The organism is Pseudomonas sp. NPDC086581 (genome assembly GCF_044746165.1).
GTDB lineage: Bacteria > Pseudomonadota > Gammaproteobacteria > Pseudomonadales > Pseudomonadaceae > Pseudomonas.
On the sequence record NZ_JBIVBR010000005.1, the window covers coordinates 86,842 to 109,072 of the forward strand.

The 22,231-nt window shown below is 66.8% G+C and carries 13 protein-coding genes; 10 read left to right on the top strand and 3 right to left on the bottom strand.

All coding sequences use genetic code 11. The annotated features are described in order from the left end of the window. Nucleotide 1: 1 nt before the first annotated feature. A complete protein-coding gene (locus tag ACIPK7_RS12110) occupies nucleotides 2–277 on the top strand; it encodes a metal/formaldehyde-sensitive transcriptional repressor (protein WP_024764116.1) in 276 nt (91 codons plus the stop codon). A gap of 30 nt (nucleotides 278–307) precedes the next feature. Here ACIPK7_RS12110 and ACIPK7_RS12115 read toward each other — a convergent pair whose 3' ends face one another. Then, nucleotides 308–538: a DUF2789 domain-containing protein gene (locus ACIPK7_RS12115; protein ID WP_192431503.1), complete on the bottom strand. Its 231-nt coding sequence runs from the start codon at nucleotides 536–538 to the stop codon at nucleotides 308–310. A 169-nt stretch (nucleotides 539–707) separates the two neighbouring features. On the opposite strand from ACIPK7_RS12115, the gene ACIPK7_RS12120 reads away from it, so the two are divergent. Further along, the gene (locus tag ACIPK7_RS12120; RefSeq protein ID WP_192431502.1) at nucleotides 708–1,910 is read left to right on the top strand and encodes an MFS transporter; all 1,203 of its coding nucleotides are present in this window, start codon (nucleotides 708–710) and stop codon (nucleotides 1,908–1,910) included. Nucleotides 1,911–1,935: 25 nt separating this feature from the next. Here ACIPK7_RS12120 and ACIPK7_RS12125 read toward each other — a convergent pair whose 3' ends face one another. Next, nucleotides 1,936–2,553, bottom strand: coding sequence for a glutathione S-transferase family protein (locus ACIPK7_RS12125; RefSeq protein ID WP_192431501.1), 618 nt, complete (start codon nucleotides 2,551–2,553; stop codon nucleotides 1,936–1,938). Nucleotides 2,554–2,681: 128 nt separating this feature from the next. Between ACIPK7_RS12125 and ACIPK7_RS12130 the strand changes: the two genes are divergently transcribed. Next, nucleotides 2,682–3,572, top strand: a complete 891-nt coding sequence (locus ACIPK7_RS12130; RefSeq protein WP_401087914.1) for a LysR substrate-binding domain-containing protein — start codon at nucleotides 2,682–2,684, stop codon at nucleotides 3,570–3,572. A gap of 152 nt (nucleotides 3,573–3,724) precedes the next feature. On the opposite strand, the gene ppk2 is transcribed toward ACIPK7_RS12130, so the two are convergent. Continuing rightward, on the bottom strand, nucleotides 3,725–4,543 hold the full coding sequence (gene ppk2, locus ACIPK7_RS12135; RefSeq protein ID WP_401087916.1) for a polyphosphate kinase 2: 819 nt from the start codon (nucleotides 4,541–4,543) through the stop codon (nucleotides 3,725–3,727). A gap of 268 nt (nucleotides 4,544–4,811) precedes the next feature. Between ppk2 and recC the strand changes: the two genes are divergently transcribed. The 7 genes from recC (at nucleotide 4,812) to ACIPK7_RS12170 (ending at nucleotide 22,221) form a co-directional block, all read left to right on the top strand. Beyond that, nucleotides 4,812–8,279: an exodeoxyribonuclease V subunit gamma gene (gene recC / locus ACIPK7_RS12140; RefSeq protein WP_401087918.1), complete on the top strand. Its 3,468-nt coding sequence runs from the start codon at nucleotides 4,812–4,814 to the stop codon at nucleotides 8,277–8,279. Next, nucleotides 8,276–11,950, top strand: a complete 3,675-nt coding sequence (recB, locus tag ACIPK7_RS12145) for an exodeoxyribonuclease V subunit beta (protein WP_401087920.1) — start codon at nucleotides 8,276–8,278, stop codon at nucleotides 11,948–11,950. Before recC ends, recB begins: the two co-directional genes overlap by 4 nt. Then, nucleotides 11,947–13,971, top strand: a complete 2,025-nt coding sequence (gene recD / locus ACIPK7_RS12150) for an exodeoxyribonuclease V subunit alpha (RefSeq protein WP_192431496.1) — start codon at nucleotides 11,947–11,949, stop codon at nucleotides 13,969–13,971. The genes recB and recD overlap by 4 nt, the downstream gene beginning before the upstream one ends. A 112-nt stretch (nucleotides 13,972–14,083) precedes the next feature. Next, complete coding sequence (locus ACIPK7_RS12155) at nucleotides 14,084–16,930, top strand: ATP-binding protein (RefSeq protein ID WP_401087922.1); 2,847 nt, start codon at nucleotides 14,084–14,086, stop codon at nucleotides 16,928–16,930. Then, complete coding sequence (locus ACIPK7_RS12160) at nucleotides 16,909–18,105, top strand: EAL domain-containing protein (RefSeq protein WP_192431494.1); 1,197 nt, start codon at nucleotides 16,909–16,911, stop codon at nucleotides 18,103–18,105. Before ACIPK7_RS12155 ends, ACIPK7_RS12160 begins: the two co-directional genes overlap by 22 nt. Before the next feature lie 144 nt (nucleotides 18,106–18,249). Continuing rightward, a complete protein-coding gene (locus tag ACIPK7_RS12165; protein WP_401087924.1) occupies nucleotides 18,250–21,480 on the top strand; it encodes an ATP-binding protein in 3,231 nt (1,076 codons plus the stop codon). Nucleotides 21,481–21,570: 90 nt separating this feature from the next. Next, a complete protein-coding gene (locus tag ACIPK7_RS12170) occupies nucleotides 21,571–22,221 on the top strand; it encodes a response regulator (RefSeq protein WP_192431492.1) in 651 nt (216 codons plus the stop codon). The last annotated feature ends 10 nt before the right edge of the window (nucleotides 22,222–22,231 follow it).

Consider the following 22,231-nt stretch of genomic DNA (forward strand, 5'->3'; position numbering starts at 1 on the left):
CGTGGGACATACCATCAAGGACCAGAAGAAGCTGCTGACCCGGGTGCGGCGCATCAAGGGCCAGAGCGAGGCGCTGGAGCGGGCGCTGGAGGCGGGCAGCGAATGTGCGGCGATCCTGCAGCAGATCGCCGCCATCCGCGGCGCGGTGAACGGGTTGATGGCCGAAGTGCTCGAAGGCCACCTGCGTGACCACCTGGGCGCCGAGGATCGTACCGCGGCGCAGCGCCACGAAGACCTGGAACAGGTCATGGGCGTGCTGCGCTCTTATCTGAAGTAGAGCCGCTGAACGGGCACGCCCGCAGGGCGATCAGTCGGACAGCCGCACCGCCAGTTCGTCTGCCTCCTCGGTCCAGTCCGAATCCTGCTGTAGCGCCTCGCGCAGGAACTGCGACTGGGCGGCATTCCAGAATGGCGCGTCCGGCAGTTTCTGGCCCTCGGCGAGGCGGTGGCTGCCGAGGAATGCATCGATTTCCTGGCGCCCTTCTGGCAGGCCCAGTTGCTTGAACAGGGCGCTCAGGCTGTGCTGGCTGGTATCCATGGCGATCTCCTGGGTTGAAGTGGAGCGCGCCGCCACGGCGCGCGGCATTGGAACAACTATAGGAGCCCCTGCCGCCGAGCAAGGTTCGGATTGGCAATTGCGGCGGAAATAGATAGCCTGCTTTCAATCGTCCCCGAACACGCTCCGCCACCCACCGCCAGGCCCGTCCATGAGCTCGTCCGAGCAGCGAACCGCCTCCGTCACCCTGCGCATCCTCGCGACCGTCTTTTTTACCTTCGTCCTGTTCCTGAGCATCGGCCTGCTGCTGCCGGTGCTGCCCGGCTTCGTCCACGAAGGCCTGGGCTATTCGACGGTGATCGCCGGCGTGGTGATTGGCCTGCAGTACATCGCCACCCTGCTGTCCCGCCCGCTGGCGGGCTACGTAGCCGATACCTATGGGGCCAAGCGCGCCGTGCTCTACGGCCTGGGCGTTCTGGGCGCCGGCGGCGTGCTGGTGCTGGCGTCCACCAGCTTCGAAGCCGTGACCCGGGTGAGCCTGATCCTGCTGCTCGGCAGTCGCCTGCTGTTCGGCCTGGCGCAGGGGCTGCTGGGCATCGGTACGGCGAGCTGGGGCATTGCGCTGGTGGGCACGCAGAACACCGCCAAGGTGATTTCCTGGAACGGCATCGTCAGCTACGGCGGCATCGCCATCGGGGCGCCGCTGGGGGTGACCATGTCGGCCTCGCTGGGCCTCTGGAGCCTGGGCGTAAGCATTCTGGTGCTCACCGTGCTGGGCTGGCTGGCAGCCCGTGGTCGTGCGGAGGTCCCGATCATCCCCGGCGTGCGCATGGCCTTTCACGCGGTGCTCGGCCGCGTGCTGCCCTACGGAATGTGCGTGATGCTCGGCTCCATTGGCTTCGGCACCCTGGCGACCTTCATCACTCTCTATTACGGCAGCCAAGGCTGGGCGAACCCGGCCTGGTGCCTGACGGCCTTCGGCGTCTGCTTCGTCGGTGCGCGGCTGATCTTTTCCGGCATGGTCAATCGCTTCGGCGGCTTTGCCGTCGCGGTGGTCTGCCTCGGCGTGGAGGTCTTCGGCCTGCTGCTGCTCTGGCAGGCGCCGGGGCCGGGCTTTGCCCTGCTAGGCGCGGCGCTCACCGGTTGCGGTCTGTCGCTGGTCTATCCGTCGCTGGGCGTCGAGGCGGTGCTGCGCATCCCGGCCAGCAGCCGCAGCGCGGGACTGGGCGCCTACGCGCTGTTCTTCGACCTGGCGATGGGCATCGCCGGCCCGCTGATGGGGCTGGTTGCCGCCCGTCACGGCTATGCGTCGATCTTCCTGGTCGCCGCCGGGCTGGCGCTCTGCGGCTTCTTCATCTGCTTCGGCCTGCTGCGCTTTACCCGGCAGCAGCACGAGGAGTTACCCAGGGACTGATTGGGTTGCCTGGGGCCGGGGTGCATCACACCGGCGGGAAGGCCTTGAAGACGTCCAGCGCTTCAGCCTGTTGCGTCCAATCGCGGACCGCCGGATAGCTCTGCGCCGGGATGTCTTCGGAATGCAGCAGCTGCACGAAGGTCCAGGCCACCGCGATGCTCAGCCCGGCCTGGTCCAGCGGTGCGCCGACATCCAGCGACATCTCGCGCAGCTCGCTCTCCAGCTGCGCCAGGGCGGCGTGCAACTGCTGGTCGACCCGTTCCTGCCAGGTGGCGAGCTGCTTTTCCTGCGGCCGCTGCTGCTCGTAGTAGCGCTGCACCGACTTTTCCATGACCGCCAGGGCCAGGCCCAGCAAGCGCGTGGCGCGCACCCGTGCGGCGGGCTCGGCAGGCATCAGGCTGCGCCCGGCCAGGTGTTCGAGACAATCGATAATCAGGGTGGAATCCATCAATACCTGGCCGTCGCCCAGCACCAGGGTGGGCGCCTTCACCACCGGGTTTATGCCGCGGAATTTCTCATAGGTACTGAACACAGACAGCGACTGGTGGCTGAACTCGATGCCGAGCAGGCGCAGGGTGATGGCGACGCGGCGCACGTAGGGCGAGTCGAGCATGCCGATCAGGTGCGGAAGCTTCTGTTGCATGGGCACATCCTGTTAGTGGAAATTGCATCGTGGTTGGCGCGGCTGTCCGCTAAGTGGCCATGAATCTAGCGGCTTTGGCAGCTGGGAAATAGCGACGATTAGTGACCAATTTGGTTAGGAAAACTTACATGAGTGCATTGCCGCCGCTTTCAGCCCTGCGCAGTTTCGAGGCCGTTGCCCGGCTCGGCAGCGTGACCCTCGCCGCCAGCGAACTGCACGTTACTCATTCGGCCATCAGCCAGCAGGTGCGCCAGTTGGAAAGCCTGCTGGGCATCATCCTATTGCAGCGCGAGGGCCGGGGCTTGCGCCTGAGCGAGGAAGGCCGCCTGTATGCCCTGCAGATTCGCGGCGCGCTGCGCGATATCGCCGAGGCGACCCGTCTGGCAAAAGCGCGTCCGGGTGAGGATGAGCTGGTGGTGGCGCTTACCCCTTCCTTCGGCCAGAAGTGGCTGCTGCCGCGCCTGCCGGGCTTCCGCGCAGCTTATCCACAGTACCGCCTGCGCCTGCTGGCCAGCCTGGAAGTGATGGACTTGCGCCAGGGCTTGGCCGATGTGGCGATCCGCATCGGCCAGGGCCACTGGGAAGGGCTGGCGCAGGACCATTTGTTCGAGGACGAAGTGGTGGTCGTCGCCGCGCCGGACTTCAATGGCGGACGTCTGCCCCGGACGCCGTCGGAGATCCTCTGCTGCCCGCGCGTCACAGGCTTCGAGTCCTGGCTGGGCTGGTGCCAGGCGGCTGGCGTGGCGGTGCCCCAGGAGCCGGCGGAGTTCGTGGTGAACGACTCCAACCTGAGCATCGAGGCGGTGCGCATGGGGCAGGGGATTGGTCTCGAACGGCGCAGCCTGGTGGCCGGCGCGCTGGAAAGTGGCGAGCTGGTGGCGCTGAGTGATCTGCGCGTGCCGTATGGCTTCCCCTACTGGCTGGTATGGCCCGAGCGCGAGGCTACCCAGGCCAAGGTGGCGGCGTTTGCCGGTTGGTTGTCTGGCGAGGTGGAGCGTTATCTTGGCGCCATTGCCTGAGCTTGCTCGCGAACACAGCCGCTGGAGCGCCTGAAAGTACGCCTGCCGCTTTCTCTTGCTGGTTCGGCGTGCACCCCGGCCCCAGGTCAAGGTGCTCCGGGGGCGTGCCTGGCGATTGATCCGGGGCCGGCGGGCGCCGGCCCCGGTTGGCCTCAGAAGGCCTCGTCAATGTAGTGGATGGGATAGTCGGGGCTCTTGTACTTGCCGATCTTGCCGCGCCGGGGCAGTTTCACCTCGTCCTGCGGGATGGTCTTGTACGGAACGTGCTTGAGGATGTGGTTGATCACGTTCAGACGCACGCGCTTCTTGTCTTCAGACGGCGCCACGATCCAGGGTGCCCAAGGCGAGTCGGTGGCGGCGAACATCAGGTCGCGGGCACGGGTGTAGTCGTCCCAGCGAGTGAAGGACTTCAGGTCCATCGGCGAGAGCTTCCAGGTCTTGCGACCGTCGGTGATGCGGTCCTTCAGGCGGCGCTCCTGCTCCTCGGGGCTGACCTCCAGCCAGAACTTCAGCAGGATGATGCCGGACTCGGTGAGCATGCGCTCGAACAGCGGTGTCACGGCGAGGAACTTGTCGGCCTGTTCCTCGGTGCAGAAGCCCATCACTCGCTCGACGCCGGCGCGGTTGTACCAGCTGCGGTCGAAGATCACCACTTCACCGGCGGACGGCAGGTGCTTGATGTAGCGCTGTGCGTAGAGCTGGGACTTCTCACGCTCGGTGGGCGTGGGCAACGCCACCACACGAAACACCCGCGGGCTGACTCGCTCGGTGAGCGCCTTGATGGTGCCACCCTTGCCGGCGCCATCGCGGCCTTCGAAGATGATGCAGACCTTCAGGCCCTTGCTCACCACCCACTCCTGCAGCTTGACCAGTTCGACCGAGAGTTTGCGCAGGTGCTCCTCGTACTCCTTGTTCTTCATCTTCCCGGCCTGCTCGGGGGCCGGGTTCTTCGCCTTGCTCTTCTTTCCCATCTCTTCCTCCATGGCTGGCCTGGAACGGCCGTCGAATCAGCATAGCCGCTGGTCGGTGGAACGAACGGTGATGCGGTCTTTTTCGAAAATGTCGGAGAGGCCCGGTTGTGGGCCCGTTTGTGTAAATGAAGAGGTCGGGCGTTTCGCGGTGGTGGGGAAATCCTCCCGCCAGGTGGGGAAAAAGGCTGCTCCGGCGCGCGGTTTTTGGTGAAATGCCCGTCATCCCCGGCGGGCACCCCAAGTTGCCCGCTCCGCATCAGGAGACACGATGAGCGAGCAGCGACTGACCCCCGGCCTGATGGTGATCCATGGCAACCATCCGGAAGCGCTGCGCGACCTGCTGGTGCAGTGGATGAGCCTGCACCCACTGGCGCCGCTGGAGAACGAAGTCATCCTGGTGCAGAGCAACGGCATCGCCCAGTGGCTGAAGCTGGCGCTGGGACGCGATGTGCAGGACGGTGGCTGTGGCATAACCGCCGCGCTGGACGTTCAACTGCCCGCGCAATTCCTCTGGCGCGCCTACCGGGGTGCGCTGGGCTGCGATGAAATCCCCGAAGTCTCGGTGCTCGACAAGGCCCCGCTGACCTGGCGCCTGATGCGCCTGCTGCCGACGCTGCTGGCGCGCGACGAGTTCGCCACCCTGCAACGCTTCCTCGCCGACGACGCCGACCTGCGCAAGCGCCACCAGCTGGCCGAGCGCCTGGCCGACCTGTTCGACCAGTACCAGGTCTACCGCGCCGACTGGCTGGAAGACTGGAGCCGCAACGTCGATCAACTGCGCTTGGCCAACGGCAGCGTGCGCGAGCTGGACGCCGACAACCGCTGGCAAGCCGCCCTGTGGCGCGCACTGCTCGCTGACGTCGGCCCCGAAGGCCTTGCCACCAGCCGGGCCGGCGTACACGGGCGCTTCATCGAGAAACTCAAGGCCGCCGACAACCTGCTGCCGAACCTGCCGCGCCGCGTGGTGGTGTTCGGCATCTCCGCGATGCCTGCGCAGACGGTAGAGGCTCTCGCCGTACTGGCGCGTCACGCCCAGGTGCTGCTCTGCGTGCACAACCCCTGCCGCCATCACTGGGCCGACATCGTTGCCGACAAGGACCTGCTGCGCCATGAGTACCGCCGCCAGCGCCGCCGCGCCGGCACCCCGGAGCTGCTCAGTGACGACCAGCAACACCAGTACGCCCAGCCGCTGCTGGCTGCCTGGGGCAAGCAGGGCCGCGACTACATCAACCTGCTCGACCAGTACGACGACCCGGAAACCTACCGCGCGCGCCTGGGTGCGGTGAGCAATGGGCGCATCGATCTGTTCAGCGAGGTGGAGCCGGGCAGCCTGCTCGGCCAGCTGCAGGACGACATCCTCGAACTGCGACCGATCAACGAGACCCGCGAACGCTGGCCGGCGGTCGACCCGCAGGCCGACGACTCGGTGCGTTTCCACGTCGCCCACAGCGCCCAGCGCGAAGTGGAAATCCTCCACGACCAGTTGCTCGCGCGCTTCGATGCCGACCCGACGCTGCGCCCGCGCGACGTGATCGTCATGGTCCCGGACATCAACCCCTACGCGCCGCACATTGAGGCCGTTTTTGGCCAGATCGCCCGTGACGACAAACGCTTCATCCCCTACACCCTGGCCGACCAGGGCCAGCGCGGCCGCGAGCCGCTGCTGGTAGCGCTGGAACACCTGCTGCGCCTGCCCGACAGCCGTTTCGCGGTGAGCGAGATTCTCGACCTGCTGGACGTTGCCGCCGTGCGCGCGCGCTTCGGCCTGGCCGATGCCGACCTGCCGCTGCTGCGCCGCTGGATCGATGGCGCCGGCGTGCGCTGGGGCCTCGACGGCCAGCAGCGCGAACGCCTCGGCCTGCCCGCCGCCGCCGAAGCCAACAGCTGGCGCTTCGGCCTGCGGCGCATGCTGTTGGGTTTTGCGGTGGGCGAGGGCGAAGCCTTCCAGGGCATTCAGCCCTATGCGGAAATCGGCGGTCTCGACGCCGCCGCCCTCGGCCCGCTGGCCGGCCTGCTCGGCGCGCTGGAAAAGGCCTGCGACCTGCTCGCCGAGGAAGCCGATGCGGTGACCTGGGTGCAGCGCCTGCGCAACCTGCTGGAAGACTTCTTCCAGGTCACCGACGACCATGACGAACTGCTCCGCCAGCAACTGCTGGACCTGCTCGATGATTGGCTGAAAACTTGCGAGTACGCCTGTTTCACCGACCTGCTGCCGCTCTCGGTGGTGCGCGAGGCCTGGCTCAGCGGCCTGGATGCCGGTGGCCTGAACCAGCGTTTCCTCGCCGGCGCGGTGAGCTTCTGCACCCTGATGCCGATGCGCGCGATTCCCTTCCAGCTGGTCTGCCTGCTGGGCATGAACGACGGCGACTACCCACGCCCGCAGTCGCCGCTGGACTTCGACCTGATGCGCAACGACTACCGCCCCGGCGACCGTTCGCGGCGCGAGGACGACCGTTACCTGCTGCTCGAAGCGCTGCTTTCCGCGCGCCGCCAGCTCTACGTCAGTTGGGTTGGACGAAGCATCCGCGACAACAGCGAGCGCCCGCCATCCGTGCTGGTCGGCCAGCTGCGCGACCACCTCGCCGCCGGCTGGCAGGGCGCCAACGGTAGCGACCTGTTGCATGGACTAACCCTGGAACACCCGCTGCAACCCTTCAGCCGCGCCTATTTCGATGCGCCCTCGGCGCAGGGTATCGATGGCCTCTACACCTACGCCCGCGAATGGCGCGACGTGCACCGCGAGCATGACGGCGAGGCGAATGATGCGCCGCTGGCGCCACCGGTGCTGGATGCACCCATCGGCCTGCGCGTGCTCTCGGACTTCCTCGCCAACCCGGTCGGCGCCTTCTTCCTGCAGCGCCTCAAGGTGCGCTTCGGCGAGGAACAACTGACCGGCCAGGACGAAGAGCCCTTCGAGCTGAATGGCCTGGATGTCTGGCAATTGCAGTTCGAACTCTGCGAGCGCCTGCGCCCGTGGGTGGAACAGCATTGGCAGGATGATCAGCTGGGAGCGCAACTCACCGCCCAGGTCGAGCGCCTGCGCCGCGAAGGCCGGCTGCCGCTGGCAGCCTTCGGCGACTTCTCGGCCCAGGCGCTGGTGGCGCCGCTGCACGACCTGCTGGCGCGCTACCGCGAACAGCTGGAGCACTGGTCGCAGGTGGAAGACGAGCAGCGCGAACTCAATCACGAACACGCCGGCATCGAACTGGCCGACTGGCTCGGCGGCCTGCGCCGCAATGCCGACGGCCAGCTCGCCAGCCTGCACCTGGTCAGTGGCAAGCTGCATGAAGGCAAGGGCTACAAATGGCATGGACTGGTGCGCCCGTGGGCGCGTCACCTGGCGTTGCAACTGTGTGGCGAACCGGTGACCAGCGTGCTGGTCGGCCTGACCGGCACCCTGGAATTCCCGCCGCTGCCGGCGCAGGAAGCCCGCGCCGAACTGGATGCGCTGCTGGATGCCTGGTTCCAGGGCATGAGCCGCCCGCTGCCGGTGGCCTGCAAGGCGGCGTTCGCCTGGCTGTCTGCTGGCGATGACGAAGACCGTGCAGCCCGCGAAGCTGCCAAGCGCTACGACGGCGGCTTCAACCTGAGCGGTGAGGTGGCGTCTTCGGCGGCGCTGGCGCGGGTCTACCCGGACTTCGCCGCGCTCAACGCCAGTGGGGAATTCGCGGCCTGGGCGCAGAAGCTGTACGGACCGCTATTTGCGATTCTGCAGCGCAAGGAGGCCGAACAATGAGCGCCGTCGAGCTCAATCCTCTCGACTTCCCGCTGCACGGTAGCCGGCTGATCGAGGCCAGCGCCGGCACCGGCAAGACCTTCACCATCGCCTTGCTCTACGTACGCCTGGTCCTCGACCACGGCGGCGAGCAGGCTGCGTTCGGACGGCCGCTGAGCCCGCCGGAAATCCTCGTGGTGACCTTCACCGAAGCCGCGACCCAGGAACTGCGCGAACGTATCCGTGCGCGCCTGGGCGAAGCCGCGCGCTGCTTCGCCGAGCCCGAGCAGAAACACGACGGCCTGCTGGTGAAACTGCGCGACAGCTACGCCGCCGAGCGCTGGCCCGGCTGCGCGCGCCTGCTGCGGCTGGCCGCCGAATGGATGGACGAAGCCGCCGTCTCGACCATCCACAGCTGGTGCTACCGCATGCTGCGCGAGCACGCCTTCGACAGCGGGAGCCTGTTCACCCAGGACCTCGCCGCCGACCAGAGCGAACTGCTCGCCGAAGCTGTGCGCGACTACTGGCGACGCAACTTCTACCCGTTGGGTGTGGCGGCGGCCAATGCCGTGCGCCATTGCTACGCCGGCCCCGAAGCGCTGGCCCGCGCACTGCAACCGCTGCTTTCGACGCAGGAAGCTGGCTTCCGCTTCGCCGACCAGCCGCTCACGGCACCGGCCTCGTTGGCCGATCTGCTGGAGACTACCGGTCAGTTCTACGATGAACTTGCTGCCGCCGAAAGCCGCGCCCGTGAAGCCTGGGCGGCGGATCGCCAGAGTGTCGGCGACCTGCTGCGCAACCTTCGCGGCGATCTCAACGGCAACAGCTATCGCGGCAAGGATGACGACGCCGTGTTCGCCGGCTGGATCGAAGCGCTGGATGCCTGGAGCGAAGGCGCCGACGCACCGGACAACCTCGCCAAGTTCGGCCAGACGCGGATCAAGGTGAAAGCCAAGGCGGTGGTGCCGGAACACCCGGCGCTGCAAGCCATCGATGCGTGGGTCGAGCGTTCCGAGGGGCGCCCGGAGATCGCACCGCAACTGCTGCTTCACGCTCTGGGCGAAGTGCGGCACAACCTGGAAGTGGAGAAGCAGAAGCGCGCCGAACTCGGCTTCGACGACCTTCTGGTGCGCCTCGACCGCGCCCTGGCCGGCAATGGCGGCGAGCGCCTGGCCGAACGGATTCGCGAGCAGTTCCCGATTGCGCTGATCGACGAATTCCAGGACACCGACCCGCTGCAGTACCGCATCTTCGAGCGCGTCTACCGCATCTCGGAGAACCCCAGAAACCTCGGTCTGTTCATGATCGGCGACCCCAAGCAGGCGATCTACGCCTTCCGTGGCGCCGATATCCACACCTACCTGCGCGCCCGTGCCGCCACCGCTGGGCGGCACTACACGCTGGGCACCAACTACCGCTCGACGCTGGCCATGGTGAACGCCGCCAACCGCTGCTTCCTGTTTGCCGAAGCCCATCCGCGCGGCGCCTTCCGCTTCGCGATGGAGGGTCAGGAAAACCCGGTACCGTTCCTCAACGTCGATGCGCGTGGCCGCGATGAAACGCTGCTTCTGGAAGGCAGCGAAGCGCCGGCCATGACCTTCTGGCAACTGGACAACGACGGCCAGGTCTGCGGCTCCACGCTGTACCGCCAGCAGATGGCCGAGCGCAGCGCGAGCGCCATCCAGCGCTGGTTGAGTTCCGCGCAGAGCGGCTTCCGCGACGCCGATGGCCAGTGGCGCGCCCTGCGCCCGGCAGACATCGCCATCCTCGTGCGCGGTCGCAGCGAAGCCGAAGCCGTGCGCGGCGAACTGGCGAAACGCCGGCTTGCCAGTGTCTACCTGTCCGACCGCGATTCGGTGTTCGACAGCCCCGAAGCCGTCGACCTGCTGCACTGGCTGCGCGCCTGCGCCGACCCCGGCGACGATGGCGCGCTGCGCATCGCCCTGGCGACCCGCAGCCTGGCACTGGACTGGGCGACCCTGGAGCGGCTGAACCAGGACGAGCGCTTCTGGGAAGACATGGTGCTGCGCTTCCGCGACTACCGCGTGCTCTGGCAACAGCAGGGCGTGCTGCCGATGCTGCGTCGACTGCTCGCCGACTTCGCCCTGCCGGCGCGCCTGCTGCGCGAAACCGATGGCGAGCGCAGCCTGACCAACCTGCTGCACCTGGCCGAGTGGCTGCAGCGCGAAGCGGTGGAACTGGACGGCGAACACGCGCTACTGCGGGTGCTCGCCGAGCAACTGGAGAGCCCGTCCAGCGAGGAAATCCTCCGCCTGGAAAGCGACGCCGACCTGATCAAGGTGGTGACCATCCACAAGTCCAAGGGCCTGGAGTACCCGCTGGTGCTGCTGCCCTTCATCTGCACCTGGCGTGAACTGGACGGCAAGAGCGGTACGCCGCCGAGCTTCCAGTCCGGCGAATCGCGAGTGGTCGAACTGTCCCGCGACAAGGAACTGGCCAAGGCCGCGTTCCAGCAGGCCAACGACGAGCGCCTGAGCGAGGATATGCGCCTGCTCTACGTGGCTCTGACCCGCGCGCGCCACGCCGTGTGGCTGGGCATGGCGCCGCTGGTGATGAGCAACAGCAAGAACCCCGAACTGCACAAGGGCGCCATGGGCTACCTGCTCGGCGGCGGCAACGCACTGAGTGTCGAGGACGTGGCCGCGCGCCTGGGCGACTTGCAGGCCGGCCAGGCGGAAATAGCCCTGGAGCCGGCACCGGAAGTCGGTACGCAAGTCTTCGTGGGTCAGCAGGCCGGCGAGCTGGGCGCGGCCCGCGAACCGCGCCGTCGGGTGGCGGAAAAATGGTGGATCGCCAGCTATTCCGCGCTGGCGGCGCTGGCTACCGAAGACGACAGCGAAATCGCCCCGGCACCGGCCGCCCACGAACCCATCAGCGCCGGCGAAGACCTGCTGCGTGAAAGCAGCCTGGAAGAACACCGCGAGCTGGAATCTGTGCCCGCACCCTTCAGTCTGCACGCCTTCCCGCGCGGTGCGAACCCCGGCAGCTTCCTCCACGGCTTGCTGGAGTGGGCCGCCGACGAAGGCTTCAACGTCGACGAAGAACAGCTGCGCGACCAGATCGCCCGGCGCTGCGCCGTGCGCGGCTGGGAAGAGTGGATCGAGCCGCTCGCCGGCTGGCTCGGGCAGTACCTGCGCACGGCGTTCCGCGTGCCCGATGCGGCGCCCGTCAGCCTGGCCGGGTTGACTACTTTCCAGAAGGAAATGGAGTTCTGGTTCTCCACCCGCCACGTCGATACCCAGCGTCTCGACGCTGCCGTGATCCGTCATACGCTCGACGGCGTGGCGCGTCCGACGCTGCAGGTAAACCTGCTCAACGGCATGCTCAAGGGCTTCATCGACCTGGTGTTCGAGCACGAGGGCCGCTACTACGTGGCCGACTACAAATCCAACTGGCTGGGCGCCGACGACGAGGCCTACACGCAAAGCGCCCTACGCGAGGCTTTGCTGGAACACCGCTACGACCTGCAGTACGCACTCTACCTGTTCGCCCTGCACCGGCTGCTGCAGGCGCGGCTGCCCGACTATGACTACGACCGCCATATCGGAGGCGCGATGTACCTGTTCCTGCGCGGCAGTTCCTCGGCGACCCAGGGCATGTACCTGGAGCGCCCGCCAAAGGCGCTGATGGACGAGCTGGACCGGTTGTTCCGCGCGGAGGTGCCGGCATGAAGAGCACCGCGCAAATGCTCGAGCTGATCGGCCGCTGGGCCGAGCGCGGCTGGCTACGCGAGCTGGACCGCGCCTTCGCGATCTTCCTGGTCGAGCGCGCGCCGGACGCCAGTCCGTTGCTGATCCTCGCCGCCGCGCTGGCCAGTCACCAACTCGGTCGCGGGCACGTCTGCCTCGACCTGGAGGCGACGCTGGCTGACAGCCGCTTTGCGCTGTCGCTGCCGCCCGAAGGCGACTCGGCCAAGGACGCCCCGGAGTTGCCCGGCGTACTGCTTGACGGCTTCGACCTCGACGCCTGGCGTGCCGTGCTGAGTGATCCGCGACTGGTCGGCGAAGGCCCTGGCGATACGCCGTTGGTGCTGTCCGGCCGTCGTCTCTATCTGCGTCGCTACTGGCAGTACGAGCGTGAAGTGCGCGCTGGAATCGACCAGCGTCTGCGGCAGGGCGATACGCTGCGTGCCGCGCTTCCCGCTGCCCAGCTGCGTCAGGCCCTGGATGCGCTGTTCCCGAAGAAGCCCGGCGCGCCGGCGGACTGGCAGAAGCTCGCCTGCGCGCTGGTCGCCGGCAACGCCTTTGGCATCGTCACCGGGGGGCCCGGCACCGGCAAGACGACCACCGTGGTCAAGCTGCTCGCCCTGCTGCAAAGCCTGGCGCTGGGGGAGGGAGGGCGGCCTCTGCGCATCCGCCTCGCCGCTCCTACGGGCAAGGCGGCTGCGCGACTGAACGAATCCATCGCGGGCGCCGTGCAGCGCCTGGACCTCGCACGGCTGGCCAATGGCGAGGCTGCGCGCGAGGCGATCCCGACCGAGGTGACCACGCTGCACCGCCTGCTCGGCAGCCGGCCGGATAGCCGCCAGTTCCGCCACCACGCCGGCAACCCTCTGGCGCTGGAGCTGCTGGTGGTGGACGAAGCCTCGATGGTCGACCTGGAAATGATGGCCTCGCTGCTCGCCGCATTGCCGCCGCGCGCGCGGCTGATCCTGCTGGGCGACAAGGACCAGCTGGCCTCGGTGGAAGCCGGCGCAGTGCTCGGCGAGCTGTGCAGCCGCGCCCGCGAAGGTCACTACCGCCCGGCCACCCGCGACTGGCTGGAGGCCGTGACCGGCGAATCGATTGACGCCACGCTTCTGGACACCTCTGGCACCGATCTCGACCAGGCCGTGGCGATGCTTCGTCATAGCCACCGTTTCAGCGCCGACAGTGGTATCGGCCAGCTGGCCGAGGCGGTCAACGCCGGCGATATCCCGGCCCTGCGCCAGGTGTGGAAGGCGCAGCACGAAGACCTCGCCCGCATCGCGGTGGACGCCCAGGAAACCCGCAGCCTGCGGGATCTGGTGATCGACGGCGGGCGCGGTGGCGACCTGTTCGGCCCGGTCGGCTACGCCCACTACCTGCGCGTCGTCAGCGGTGCGCGGCCAGCGGACAACGCCGCTCAGTCTGCGCTGGATGGCTGGGCCAGGCAGGTGCTGGAAGCCCACGGTCAGTTCCAGTTGCTCTGCGCCTTGCGCCGCGGGCCCTGGGGCGTGGAGGGGTTGAACAGCCTGATCGGCGACCTGCTGCAACGCGAAGGCTTGATCCCCACGGCTAGCGGCTGGTTCGCTGGTCGCCCGGTGCTGGTCACCCGCAACGACTACGGCCTGGGACTGATGAACGGCGACATCGGCATCACCCTGGCACTGCCGCAGGCGGCCGACGACGGCTCGGTGCGTTGGGTGGCGCGAGTGGCCTTCCCGGCGGGCGACGGTACCGACGCCATCCGCTGGATCCTGCCCAGCCGCCTGCAGGCGGTGGAGACGGTATTCGCCATGACCGTGCACAAGTCCCAGGGCTCGGAGTTCACCCACGCCGCGCTGCTGCTGCCCGACAGCCTCAACCCCATCCTCACCCGCGAGCTGGTCTACACCGGCATCACCCGCGCGCGCAAATGGTTCACCCTGGCCAGCGCCGGTCGCGGCTGGCAGGTGCTTGAGGCCGCGACGGAGCGGCGGGTGCAGCGGGCGAGCGGGTTGCTCGATGGTTAACCCGACGCGCTGAGCGACCGCTCGCATTTCCCCACTTTTTAGATTTATCTGATCCCCACTTTTTAGATTTGTCTGATGTCCGCCTGGCAAGCTTTTCGCCAGGCTGGCGGCCATGAAACTCAAGCAGTTCCTTCGTCGTCAGGATTCGTCCTTTTCCACCCCGAAGGCGGCCCGAAAGCTTCTTCGTCTGCTGGCCGGGGTGGTGATCGCCTGCCTTTTCTTCACCCTCAGCCTGTTCCTTGCCGCGAGCCTCAATAGCGAAGTGTCGCAGTTGCGTCGGCAGATGAACGCGGCCATGTACGAAGCCCAGGATTATCTCGGCCAGCGCGAATCGCTGCTGGAGCACATCAGCCGGGGTGTGACCTGGAAAGTGCGTGAGCCGATGGTGCAGTGGCGCCAGTTGAGCGTGCCTGTGCCGCCCCACGAGCAGATTTTCGTCACCCTCGGCGAGCCCGGTTCCAGCTGGAGCCTGGCGCTGTCCGGGCGCGACCTGGAGGAGATGGAGGCCAAGCGGCTGAACCTGATCTATGTCTCCCCCGAAGACGATCGCACGGTGACGCGGTTGTACGGGGCGCCGGCGCTCAACGCCGTGGTGCCGCCGTCGGTGCTCGAAGCGCTGGCGCAACCTGGTACGCCGACGGAAGAGCGACAGGTGCGCTGGCTCGCCGACCCGACCGACCCGCAGGCGCGGCAGTACCTGTTCACCCGCGTGACCAGCGAGCAGGACAATGGCTGGCTGGGGCTCGAGCTGTTCGGCGCTGACCTCTCCGCGGCCTTCGGTGTGCCCGAAGCCGGGCGCTTCCTGCTGCTGGACCGTGAGCACCGGGCGATTCTCGGCAGCGCGGTCACACCGCAACTCGGCCTGCAGTTCAGCGACCTGTGGGACGGCGACAACTTCGCCTTCAGCGGGCCCGGCCTGCTGCCCAGCCACCTGGCGCTGCTCAAGCACCTGGGCAGCTCCGACTGGTCGCTGATCTACTACTTCAACCTGTACGACCTGCTGCTGCCGATGTGGCCCAGGATCCTCGCATCGCTGGCCTTCCTGCTGGGCTGCTCGCTGCTGGTCTGGGGCATGTGCCGACGCATCAACCGGCGCCTGATCGGCCCGGCGCAGCACCGTCTCGATGCGCTGGTGGAGAACGAGGGGTTCTCCCGCGCGATGATCCAGACCGCGCCGGTGGCGCTCTGTGTGCTGCGGCGCAGCGATGCCGAGGTGGTGCTGGAGAACCGCCTCGCCCAGCAATGGCTGGGCAGCGGCGATGAGCGTCGTTACTGGAGCCATGGCTGGCTGGAGCGCGGCTTCAGCAGTGGCGAGGAGGGCGGCTCGGAAGAGGTGGATACCCATACCGGAAGGCATCTGTACCTGAGCTACACGCCGACCCGCTACAAGGGCGAGGAAGTGCTCTGCTGCGCCTTCAGCGATATCAGCGCGCGCAAGCAGACCGAGGCGGCGCTGGCTGAAGCCAAGCGCCTGTCGGACACTGCCAACGAGGCGAAGACGCTGTTCCTGGCGACCATGAGCCATGAAATCCGGACACCGCTGTATGGCGTGCTCGGCACCCTTGAGCTCCTCGGTCGCACGGCGCTGGATCACCAGCAGTCCGGGTATCTGCGCGCCATCCAGCGCTCGTCCTCGACCCTGCTGCAATTGATCAGTGATGTGCTCGATGTATCGAAGATCGAAGTCGGCCAGCTGGGCCTGGAGCCGGTGGAGTTCTCGCCGCTGGAACTCACCCTCGACAGCGTCCAGTCATACGCTGCGGCGGCTCGCGCCAAGGGCCTGCAGATCTATGCCTGCTGTGACTCGCAGATGCCCGAGCGGGTACTGGGCGACGCCACGCGTATCCGCCAGATTCTCAACAATCTGCTGAGCAACGCGGTGAAGTTCACCGATAGCGGACGCATCGTGCTGCGCGTGCGCGCCGAGACCGGCGAGGGCTGGAACGACACCCTGCACTGGCAGGTGGCCGATACCGGCATCGGCATTCCCGAGGACCAGCAGGCGAACCTCTTCGACGCCTTCTACCAGGTCTCCGGCCAGGCGCGCATGGCCGGTGGTACCGGGCTCGGACTGTCGATCTGCAAGCGCCTGACCGAGCTGATGGGTGGGCAGTTGCGGGTGGTCAGCGACGTGGGGCTGGGCAGCAGCTTTTCCCTCAGCCTGCCGTTGCAATGCGTGGATCGGCAATCTTCCAGCGCCCCCAGGCTGTGCAACTCGATGGTGTGGGTGCACGCTCCGACCCGTGAACTGGCCGATAGCCTCTGCGGCTGGATTGCCCGCTGGGGCGCGCGGGCCCAGGTGGTGGCCTGTGACCAGCCGGTGGAGGAGGATGCTTCCAGTGTCCTGGTGGACCTGCGCTTCAATCCCCATGACCGCAAGCCGCTGCCCGGCTGGCGGGGCTGCCGGGTACTGGTGACCGACCTGGGCGGCGAGCAGCCACGCCAGGAAGGCTGCGACTGGCATGTGGGTCGCTACAACCTCGAAGGACTGCGTCGTGCCCTGGCAGCAGCGCAGGGCTGCGCCAGCAGCGAGGCCGCGCGTCTGGCCGAGACCCTGCCCGATATCGGTCTGGGCCTGCGCGTGCTGCTGGTGGAGGACAACCCGATCAACCAGCTGATCCTGCGCGACCAGCTGGAGATGCTCGGTTGCGCAGTCGAACTGGCCGCCGATGGCCGGCAGGCGCTGTCGCGCTGGCAGCTCGATGCCTTCGACGTGGTGCTCACCGACGTCAACATGCCCCATCTCAACGGCTATGAACTGGCCCGTGCGCTGCGCCAGCGCGGCTATCGTGGGCCGATCGTCGGCGCCACGGCTAACGCCATGCACGAGGAGAACGAACGTTGCCTCGCTGCCGGCATGAACCTCTGCCTGCTCAAACCGGTGGACCTGCGCACCTTGCGCCAATGCCTGACCAGCCTGCCCGCGGAGGTGCCGCCATGCGACATCAGCGAATCCTGATCGTCGAAGACCAGCCCTTCCAGCGCGAATACCTGATCAACCTGTTCCGCGAGCAGGGTGCCGTGCAGCTGCGCGCCGCCGAGGATGGCGCCGAGGCGCTGCGCTGGCTGGAACGGGAACGCTTCGACCTGGTGGTCAGCGACCTGATGATGCCCGGCCTTGACGGCGTGCAACTGATCCAGCGGCTGGCCGCACTGAGCCATCCGCCGCTGCTGGCGATCATGAGTTCGGCTTCGCGCCCGCTGATGGGCAGTGCCTGCATGGTGGCCCGCGCCCATGGCATCACCGTGCTCGAACAGATCGCCAAGCCCGCCCGCGCGCCGGTGATCCGCCGCCTGCTGGAGAAGCTCGTGACACGCCTGGAGCGCGAGGAGCAGCGCCGCGCACCGGATATTCCAGTGCCGACTCGCGAGGAGCTGGAACAGGCTCTGGAGCAGCGGCAGTTCTGTGCATGGTTTCAGCCCAAGGCTTCGCTGATCGACGGCCGCATCGTTGCGGCGGAGGCTCTGGTGCGCTGGGAGCACCCTGGTTATGGTGTGTTGCAGCCGGGCAGCTTCATGGCGGCGCTGACTGCCGCCGGGCTGGACGATGCGCTGCTGTGGGTGGTACTCGAACAGGCGCTGCAGGCCCAGGCCGACTGGGGCAAGCTGGGCTTTCATCTGACGGTGGCGGTCAACCTGCCGACTCATCTGCTGGATGATCCGGACCTGCCGGATCGGCTCGCAGCCTTCGTCGCTGCCCGTGGCGGAGTGCCGGCGCACATCGTTTTCGAACTGCTCGAATGCAGCAGCACGGCAACCCCAGCGAACTACTATGCTGGCACCTGCCGCTTGCGCATGAAGGGTTTTGGCCTTGCCCAGGACGATTTTGGCCAGGGCTACAGCTCGCTGTACAACCTGGTTTCGACCCCCTTCACGGAGCTCAAGATCGATCGCGCGCTGGTGCACGGGTGCGTCGACGACGATGGGCTGGCAGCGGCGTTGGAGAGCATCGTCAAGCTCGGCCGGCAGCTTGGGCTGGAGGTGATTGCCGAAGGCGTGGAGCACCCGGACGAGCTGGCGCTGCTGCGTCGGCTGCGGTGTGATTGCGCCCAGGGCTTCCTGTTCTCCGAGGCGGTGCCGCCTGCCGTATTCACCCGCCAGTTGCTCCAGGAACGCTCCGCGATGGCTCGTTGATCCACGGCAGAAACATCGCAGATGTCAGGGCGGTCGTCGGCCTCCAAGGGGCCGACGGGTCGCCTAATGCCTGACTCACATCTACAGTCTGCTGGTATCCGGCGGGCCCTCCGCCGCCACTTTCCGCGACACCGGATGCTTCGCATGAAGGAACATGACAACGGCTCGATTCGTAAACTGGCGAGCACCTCGCTACGCCTGAATATCGTCTTGCTGTGTGCCGTCTCCCTTGCGCTGATACTCGTTGGCGCCTGTTACTGGGCGCTTGGCCGGCTGGTGCAGGAAGAGCGTGACAAGGTGCATTTCCATTTCAGCCGGCTGGTCGGGGACCTCCACGAGCACGAGGCTTTCCTCAACCGCATCGCCCAGCAGAGCGACGCTTCCACCCAGCGCCAGGACTTGGACGTGATCCCCCTGCAACGTCGAATGTTGGTCAGCGAGCACGGTATGGAGATCCACGAAGGACGGGAGTTCTCCTTCGCCATGCCTTTCACCCTGGCACAGCAGGTGCGTGGCGGCGGCCCACAGACGAGGGCCGGGACTTTCTCTTTCGGCGTGATGCTGGCGAATTTCTACAGCAGTTATTGGAGCACGTCATCCTTCCCGTCGCCGCAAGTGCTGGTGCTCGACCTCAACGGGCCGACCAGCCTGGCGGTGCCCGCCATCGGCAACTTCCGTGATCTTCGCCCAGTGACCCGACGCACCTACCTGCCGGTGATCGAGCAGGTGCGCCAGGTGCTGGAAACACGTTCCCCCCAGCGCAGTGACAGCCGGGTGCACTGGGCCAAGGCGCAGAACTACACCGGAGGCAGTCGCGAACTGCTGGCCTATGTCAGCCTCGACCTGCCCGATGAGCTCTGGTGGGATTCGGACCTGGACCGCAGAGTGGTGGCGGTATCGCTGCTGGATCTGGGGCGGATCAATGACATGGAGCAGATACTCGATCGCCCGGTTTTCGACGAACTGGAGCTGATCACCCCACAAGGTAACGTGCTGATCGATGTCCCCGGTTCGGAAAAGGACTATGCGGATGGGCTCAACATCGACACTGACGGTCTGGTATTCAAGATTCGCAGCGAGTTCGACGGTGGCTGGACCGGGCTCTATCACCTGAGCTATCGCAGTTTCTTCCGCTATGCCAAATGGGAGTTCTTTGGTGGCCTGGCGCTGATCCTGGGCAGCCTGGCGGGTGGCTGGCTGGCGATCTCCTGGTATTCGCGTCGCGTGATCAGGCCAGCACGCCAGGCGCACCTTGATCTGGTCGAGAGCGATGCCTTCAGTCGCGCGGTGATCCAGACCGCGCCGGTGGCGCTATGCGTGCTGCGCCATGGCAGCCACCAGGTGGTGATGCAGAACCGCTTGGCCGAGCAATGGCTGGGCGATGGCGAGGCCATCACCCGCATCAGCCGCGACTGGGACCTCAGCGGACGGGTTGGCGAGGGCAACGGCGAGCTGGTCTTCGAAGTGGAAGGACGCGCGCTGCACGCCAGCTTCGCGCCGACCCGCTACCGGGGCGAGAATGTGGTGCTCTGCGCCTTCAACGACATCAGCGCGCACAAGCAGGCGCAGCAGATGCTGGCCGACGCCAAGCTCACGGCGGATGCCGCCAGCGAGGCGAAATCGGTGTTCCTCGCCACGATGAGCCATGAAATCCGCACGCCGCTCTATGGGGTGCTGGGCACCCTGGAACTGCTCGGCCTGACCGAATTGACCCCGCAGCAGCGCGACTATCTCGCCACCATCCAGCGTTCGTCCTCGACCCTGCTGCAACTGATCAGCGACATCCTCGATGTGTCGAAGATCGAGGCTGGGCAGATGGCGCTGGAGGCGGTGGAGTTCAACCCACTGGAGCTGGCGGAGGGCGTGGTCGCCAGCTATGCGGGCGTAGCCGAGGGCAAGGAGCTGCAGCTCTACGCCTGCATCGACACGAATGTTCCGGGCCTGGTGCGCGGCGATGCTGCGCGTATCCGGCAGATTCTCGCCAACCTGCTGAGCAACGCGCTGAAGTTCACCGACATCGGCCGCGTGGTGCTGCGACTGCGCATCGTGGCCGGCGAAAAGGGCGAGGCGGCCCTGCAGTGGCAGGTGACCGATACCGGCATCGGTATGTCCGACGCGCAGCAGCAGCGGCTGTTCGAACCCTTCTACCAGGCTCACGGTCACGAGCACACGGTCAGCGGTACCGGCCTGGGCCTGTCGATCTGCGCGCGACTGAGCGACCTGATGGGTGGACAACTGCGGGTAGTCAGCGAAACCGGGTTGGGCAGCAGTTTCACCTTTACCCTGGCGCTGCCGGTGTTGGAGCACGCTCAGCCATCGGTTGCCGACGCGCCGCTGCTACCACAACCGGTCTACGTGCGGGCGCCGGTGAAGGAACTGGCGCAGAACCTGGCCGCCTGGGTCGACTGCTGGGGCGGCTCGGCGCTGGTTCAGGAAGAGCTGCCGCCGGACGTTCCGCCCGGCGCGGTGCTGCTGGACCTGCTCGAGGCCAGTGGCGAGCAGCTGTGGAGCGGTGCGCGGGTAAATGCTTTGACCGAGGGCAGTGTGCAGCCACAGGCTTCAGCCCAGGGTTGGGAGGTCAGCCTCTACCATCTGTCCGGCATCGCCCAGGCTTTGCGCCTCGCGCAGCAGGGCGGAGGTGGCGAGGCCCGCCAGACTCCCCGTGTCGCCCGATTGGGCAAGCTCGGCTTGCGGGTCCTGGTGGCCGAGGACAACCCGATCAACCAGGCGCTGCTCAAGGAGCAGCTCGAGGAGCTGGGCTGCCGCGTCACCCTGACCAGCAACGGGCGAGAGGCCCTGCAGCGGTGGGCGCCCGGAGCCTTTGACGCGCTGCTGACTGATGTGAACATGCCGGTGATGAACGGCTACGAACTGGTCGGCGAGCTGCGCCGCCAGGACAGCTGGCTGCCGATCATCGGCGTGACCGCCAACGCCCTGCGCGAGGAGGGCGAACGCTGCATGGCAGTGGGGATGAACGCCTGGCTGGTCAAGCCGATGAGCCTGCGCACATTGCACGACGGCCTGCTCAAGGTCTGCGGCCATGTGACGGCCGAACCACCGCAAAGCCAGCAGCAGGAACAGGCGCCGGCGCAGGACCGGATCGAGGTCTCGGAGAAGATGCGCGATCTGTTCCTGCGCACCATGCGCCAGGACATGCACGGGGTGACCGATGCTCTGCAGTCCGGCGACCTGGCGACCGTCCGCCAGCAGGTACACCGCCTGCGTGGCGCGCTGGCGGTGGTCCGGGCCCATGGCCTGAGCGATGCCTGCGGCTCGGTGGAGGAGGCGCTGATTGCGCAGCCCGCCGGGCCGGAACTGTCCGCGGCGGTTAACGCGCTGCTGGGACGAATCGAGGCGGCCCTGGTCAGCCTCTGAGAGCCTGTTCGGTAACCGGGGCTACTCTGGAAGAGTGGCCGTGCCTCTGTGGCCGGCCGACGATCGCAAATGTTGGGACTCAAGAAACTCATGGAAAAAGTCAGAGTGGCACTAGCGGACGACCATCCCATCGTCCTGATGGGGGTTCGCGAGGTGATCGAACGGGACGATCGCTTCGAGGTGATCGGTGAGGCGCACAACTCCAGCGAGCTGGTGGCGCTGTACCGTGAGCAGCGACCGGCCATCGTCATCACCGACTACAACATGCCGGGCGACCAGACCTATGGCGACGGAATCAAACTGATCGAGTTCCTGCTGCGCAACTTCCCCGACACGCGGATCCTGATCCTCACCATGCTGTCCAACCCGCTGATCCTCTCCAGCCTTTACGACCTGGGTGTGTCGGGGGTGATCCTGAAGAACGGCGACCTCAACGAGATCCTCGTGGCGCTCAAGGCATTATCCCAGGACCGCATCTACCGCGGGCCGGGCATGCAGTCCTCGAACAGCGTGCTGTCCAGCGGGGATGATGTGGAGGGGCGCATCGCCAGCCTGTCGGTGAAGGAGTACGAAGTGCTGCGCCATTTCGTGTCGGGGATGAGCGTGCGGGACATCGCGCTGCTGCTGAACCGCAGTGTGAAGACGGTGAGCGCGCAGAAGATCTCCGCCATGCGCAAGCTGGATGTGGATACCGACCAGGCATTGCTGACGTTTTGTGTGATGGCCAATCTGTTCCAGTAGGCATGACGCC

Bases quoted from the DNA above. Each gene is read 5' to 3' on its own strand.
- ACIPK7_RS12115 (WP_192431503.1), bottom strand. From the start codon at position 538: ATGGATACCAGCCAGCACAGCCTGAGCGCCCTGTTCAAGCAACTGGGC.
- ACIPK7_RS12120 (WP_192431502.1), top strand. From the start codon at position 708: ATGAGCTCGTCCGAGCAGCGAACCGCCTCCGTCACCCTGCGCATCCTC.
- ACIPK7_RS12125 (WP_192431501.1), bottom strand. From the start codon at position 2,553: ATGCAACAGAAGCTTCCGCACCTGATCGGCATGCTCGACTCGCCCTAC.
- ACIPK7_RS12130 (WP_401087914.1), top strand. From the start codon at position 2,682: ATGAGTGCATTGCCGCCGCTTTCAGCCCTGCGCAGTTTCGAGGCCGTT.
- ppk2 (WP_401087916.1), bottom strand. From the start codon at position 4,543: ATGGGAAAGAAGAGCAAGGCGAAGAACCCGGCCCCCGAGCAGGCCGGG.
- recC (WP_401087918.1), top strand. From the start codon at position 4,812: ATGAGCGAGCAGCGACTGACCCCCGGCCTGATGGTGATCCATGGCAAC.
- recB (WP_401087920.1), top strand. From the start codon at position 8,276: ATGAGCGCCGTCGAGCTCAATCCTCTCGACTTCCCGCTGCACGGTAGC.
- recD (WP_192431496.1), top strand. From the start codon at position 11,947: ATGAAGAGCACCGCGCAAATGCTCGAGCTGATCGGCCGCTGGGCCGAG.
- ACIPK7_RS12155 (WP_401087922.1), top strand. From the start codon at position 14,084: ATGAAACTCAAGCAGTTCCTTCGTCGTCAGGATTCGTCCTTTTCCACC.
- ACIPK7_RS12160 (WP_192431494.1), top strand. From the start codon at position 16,909: ATGCGACATCAGCGAATCCTGATCGTCGAAGACCAGCCCTTCCAGCGC.
- ACIPK7_RS12165 (WP_401087924.1), top strand. From the start codon at position 18,250: ATGAAGGAACATGACAACGGCTCGATTCGTAAACTGGCGAGCACCTCG.
- ACIPK7_RS12170 (WP_192431492.1), top strand. From the start codon at position 21,571: ATGGAAAAAGTCAGAGTGGCACTAGCGGACGACCATCCCATCGTCCTG.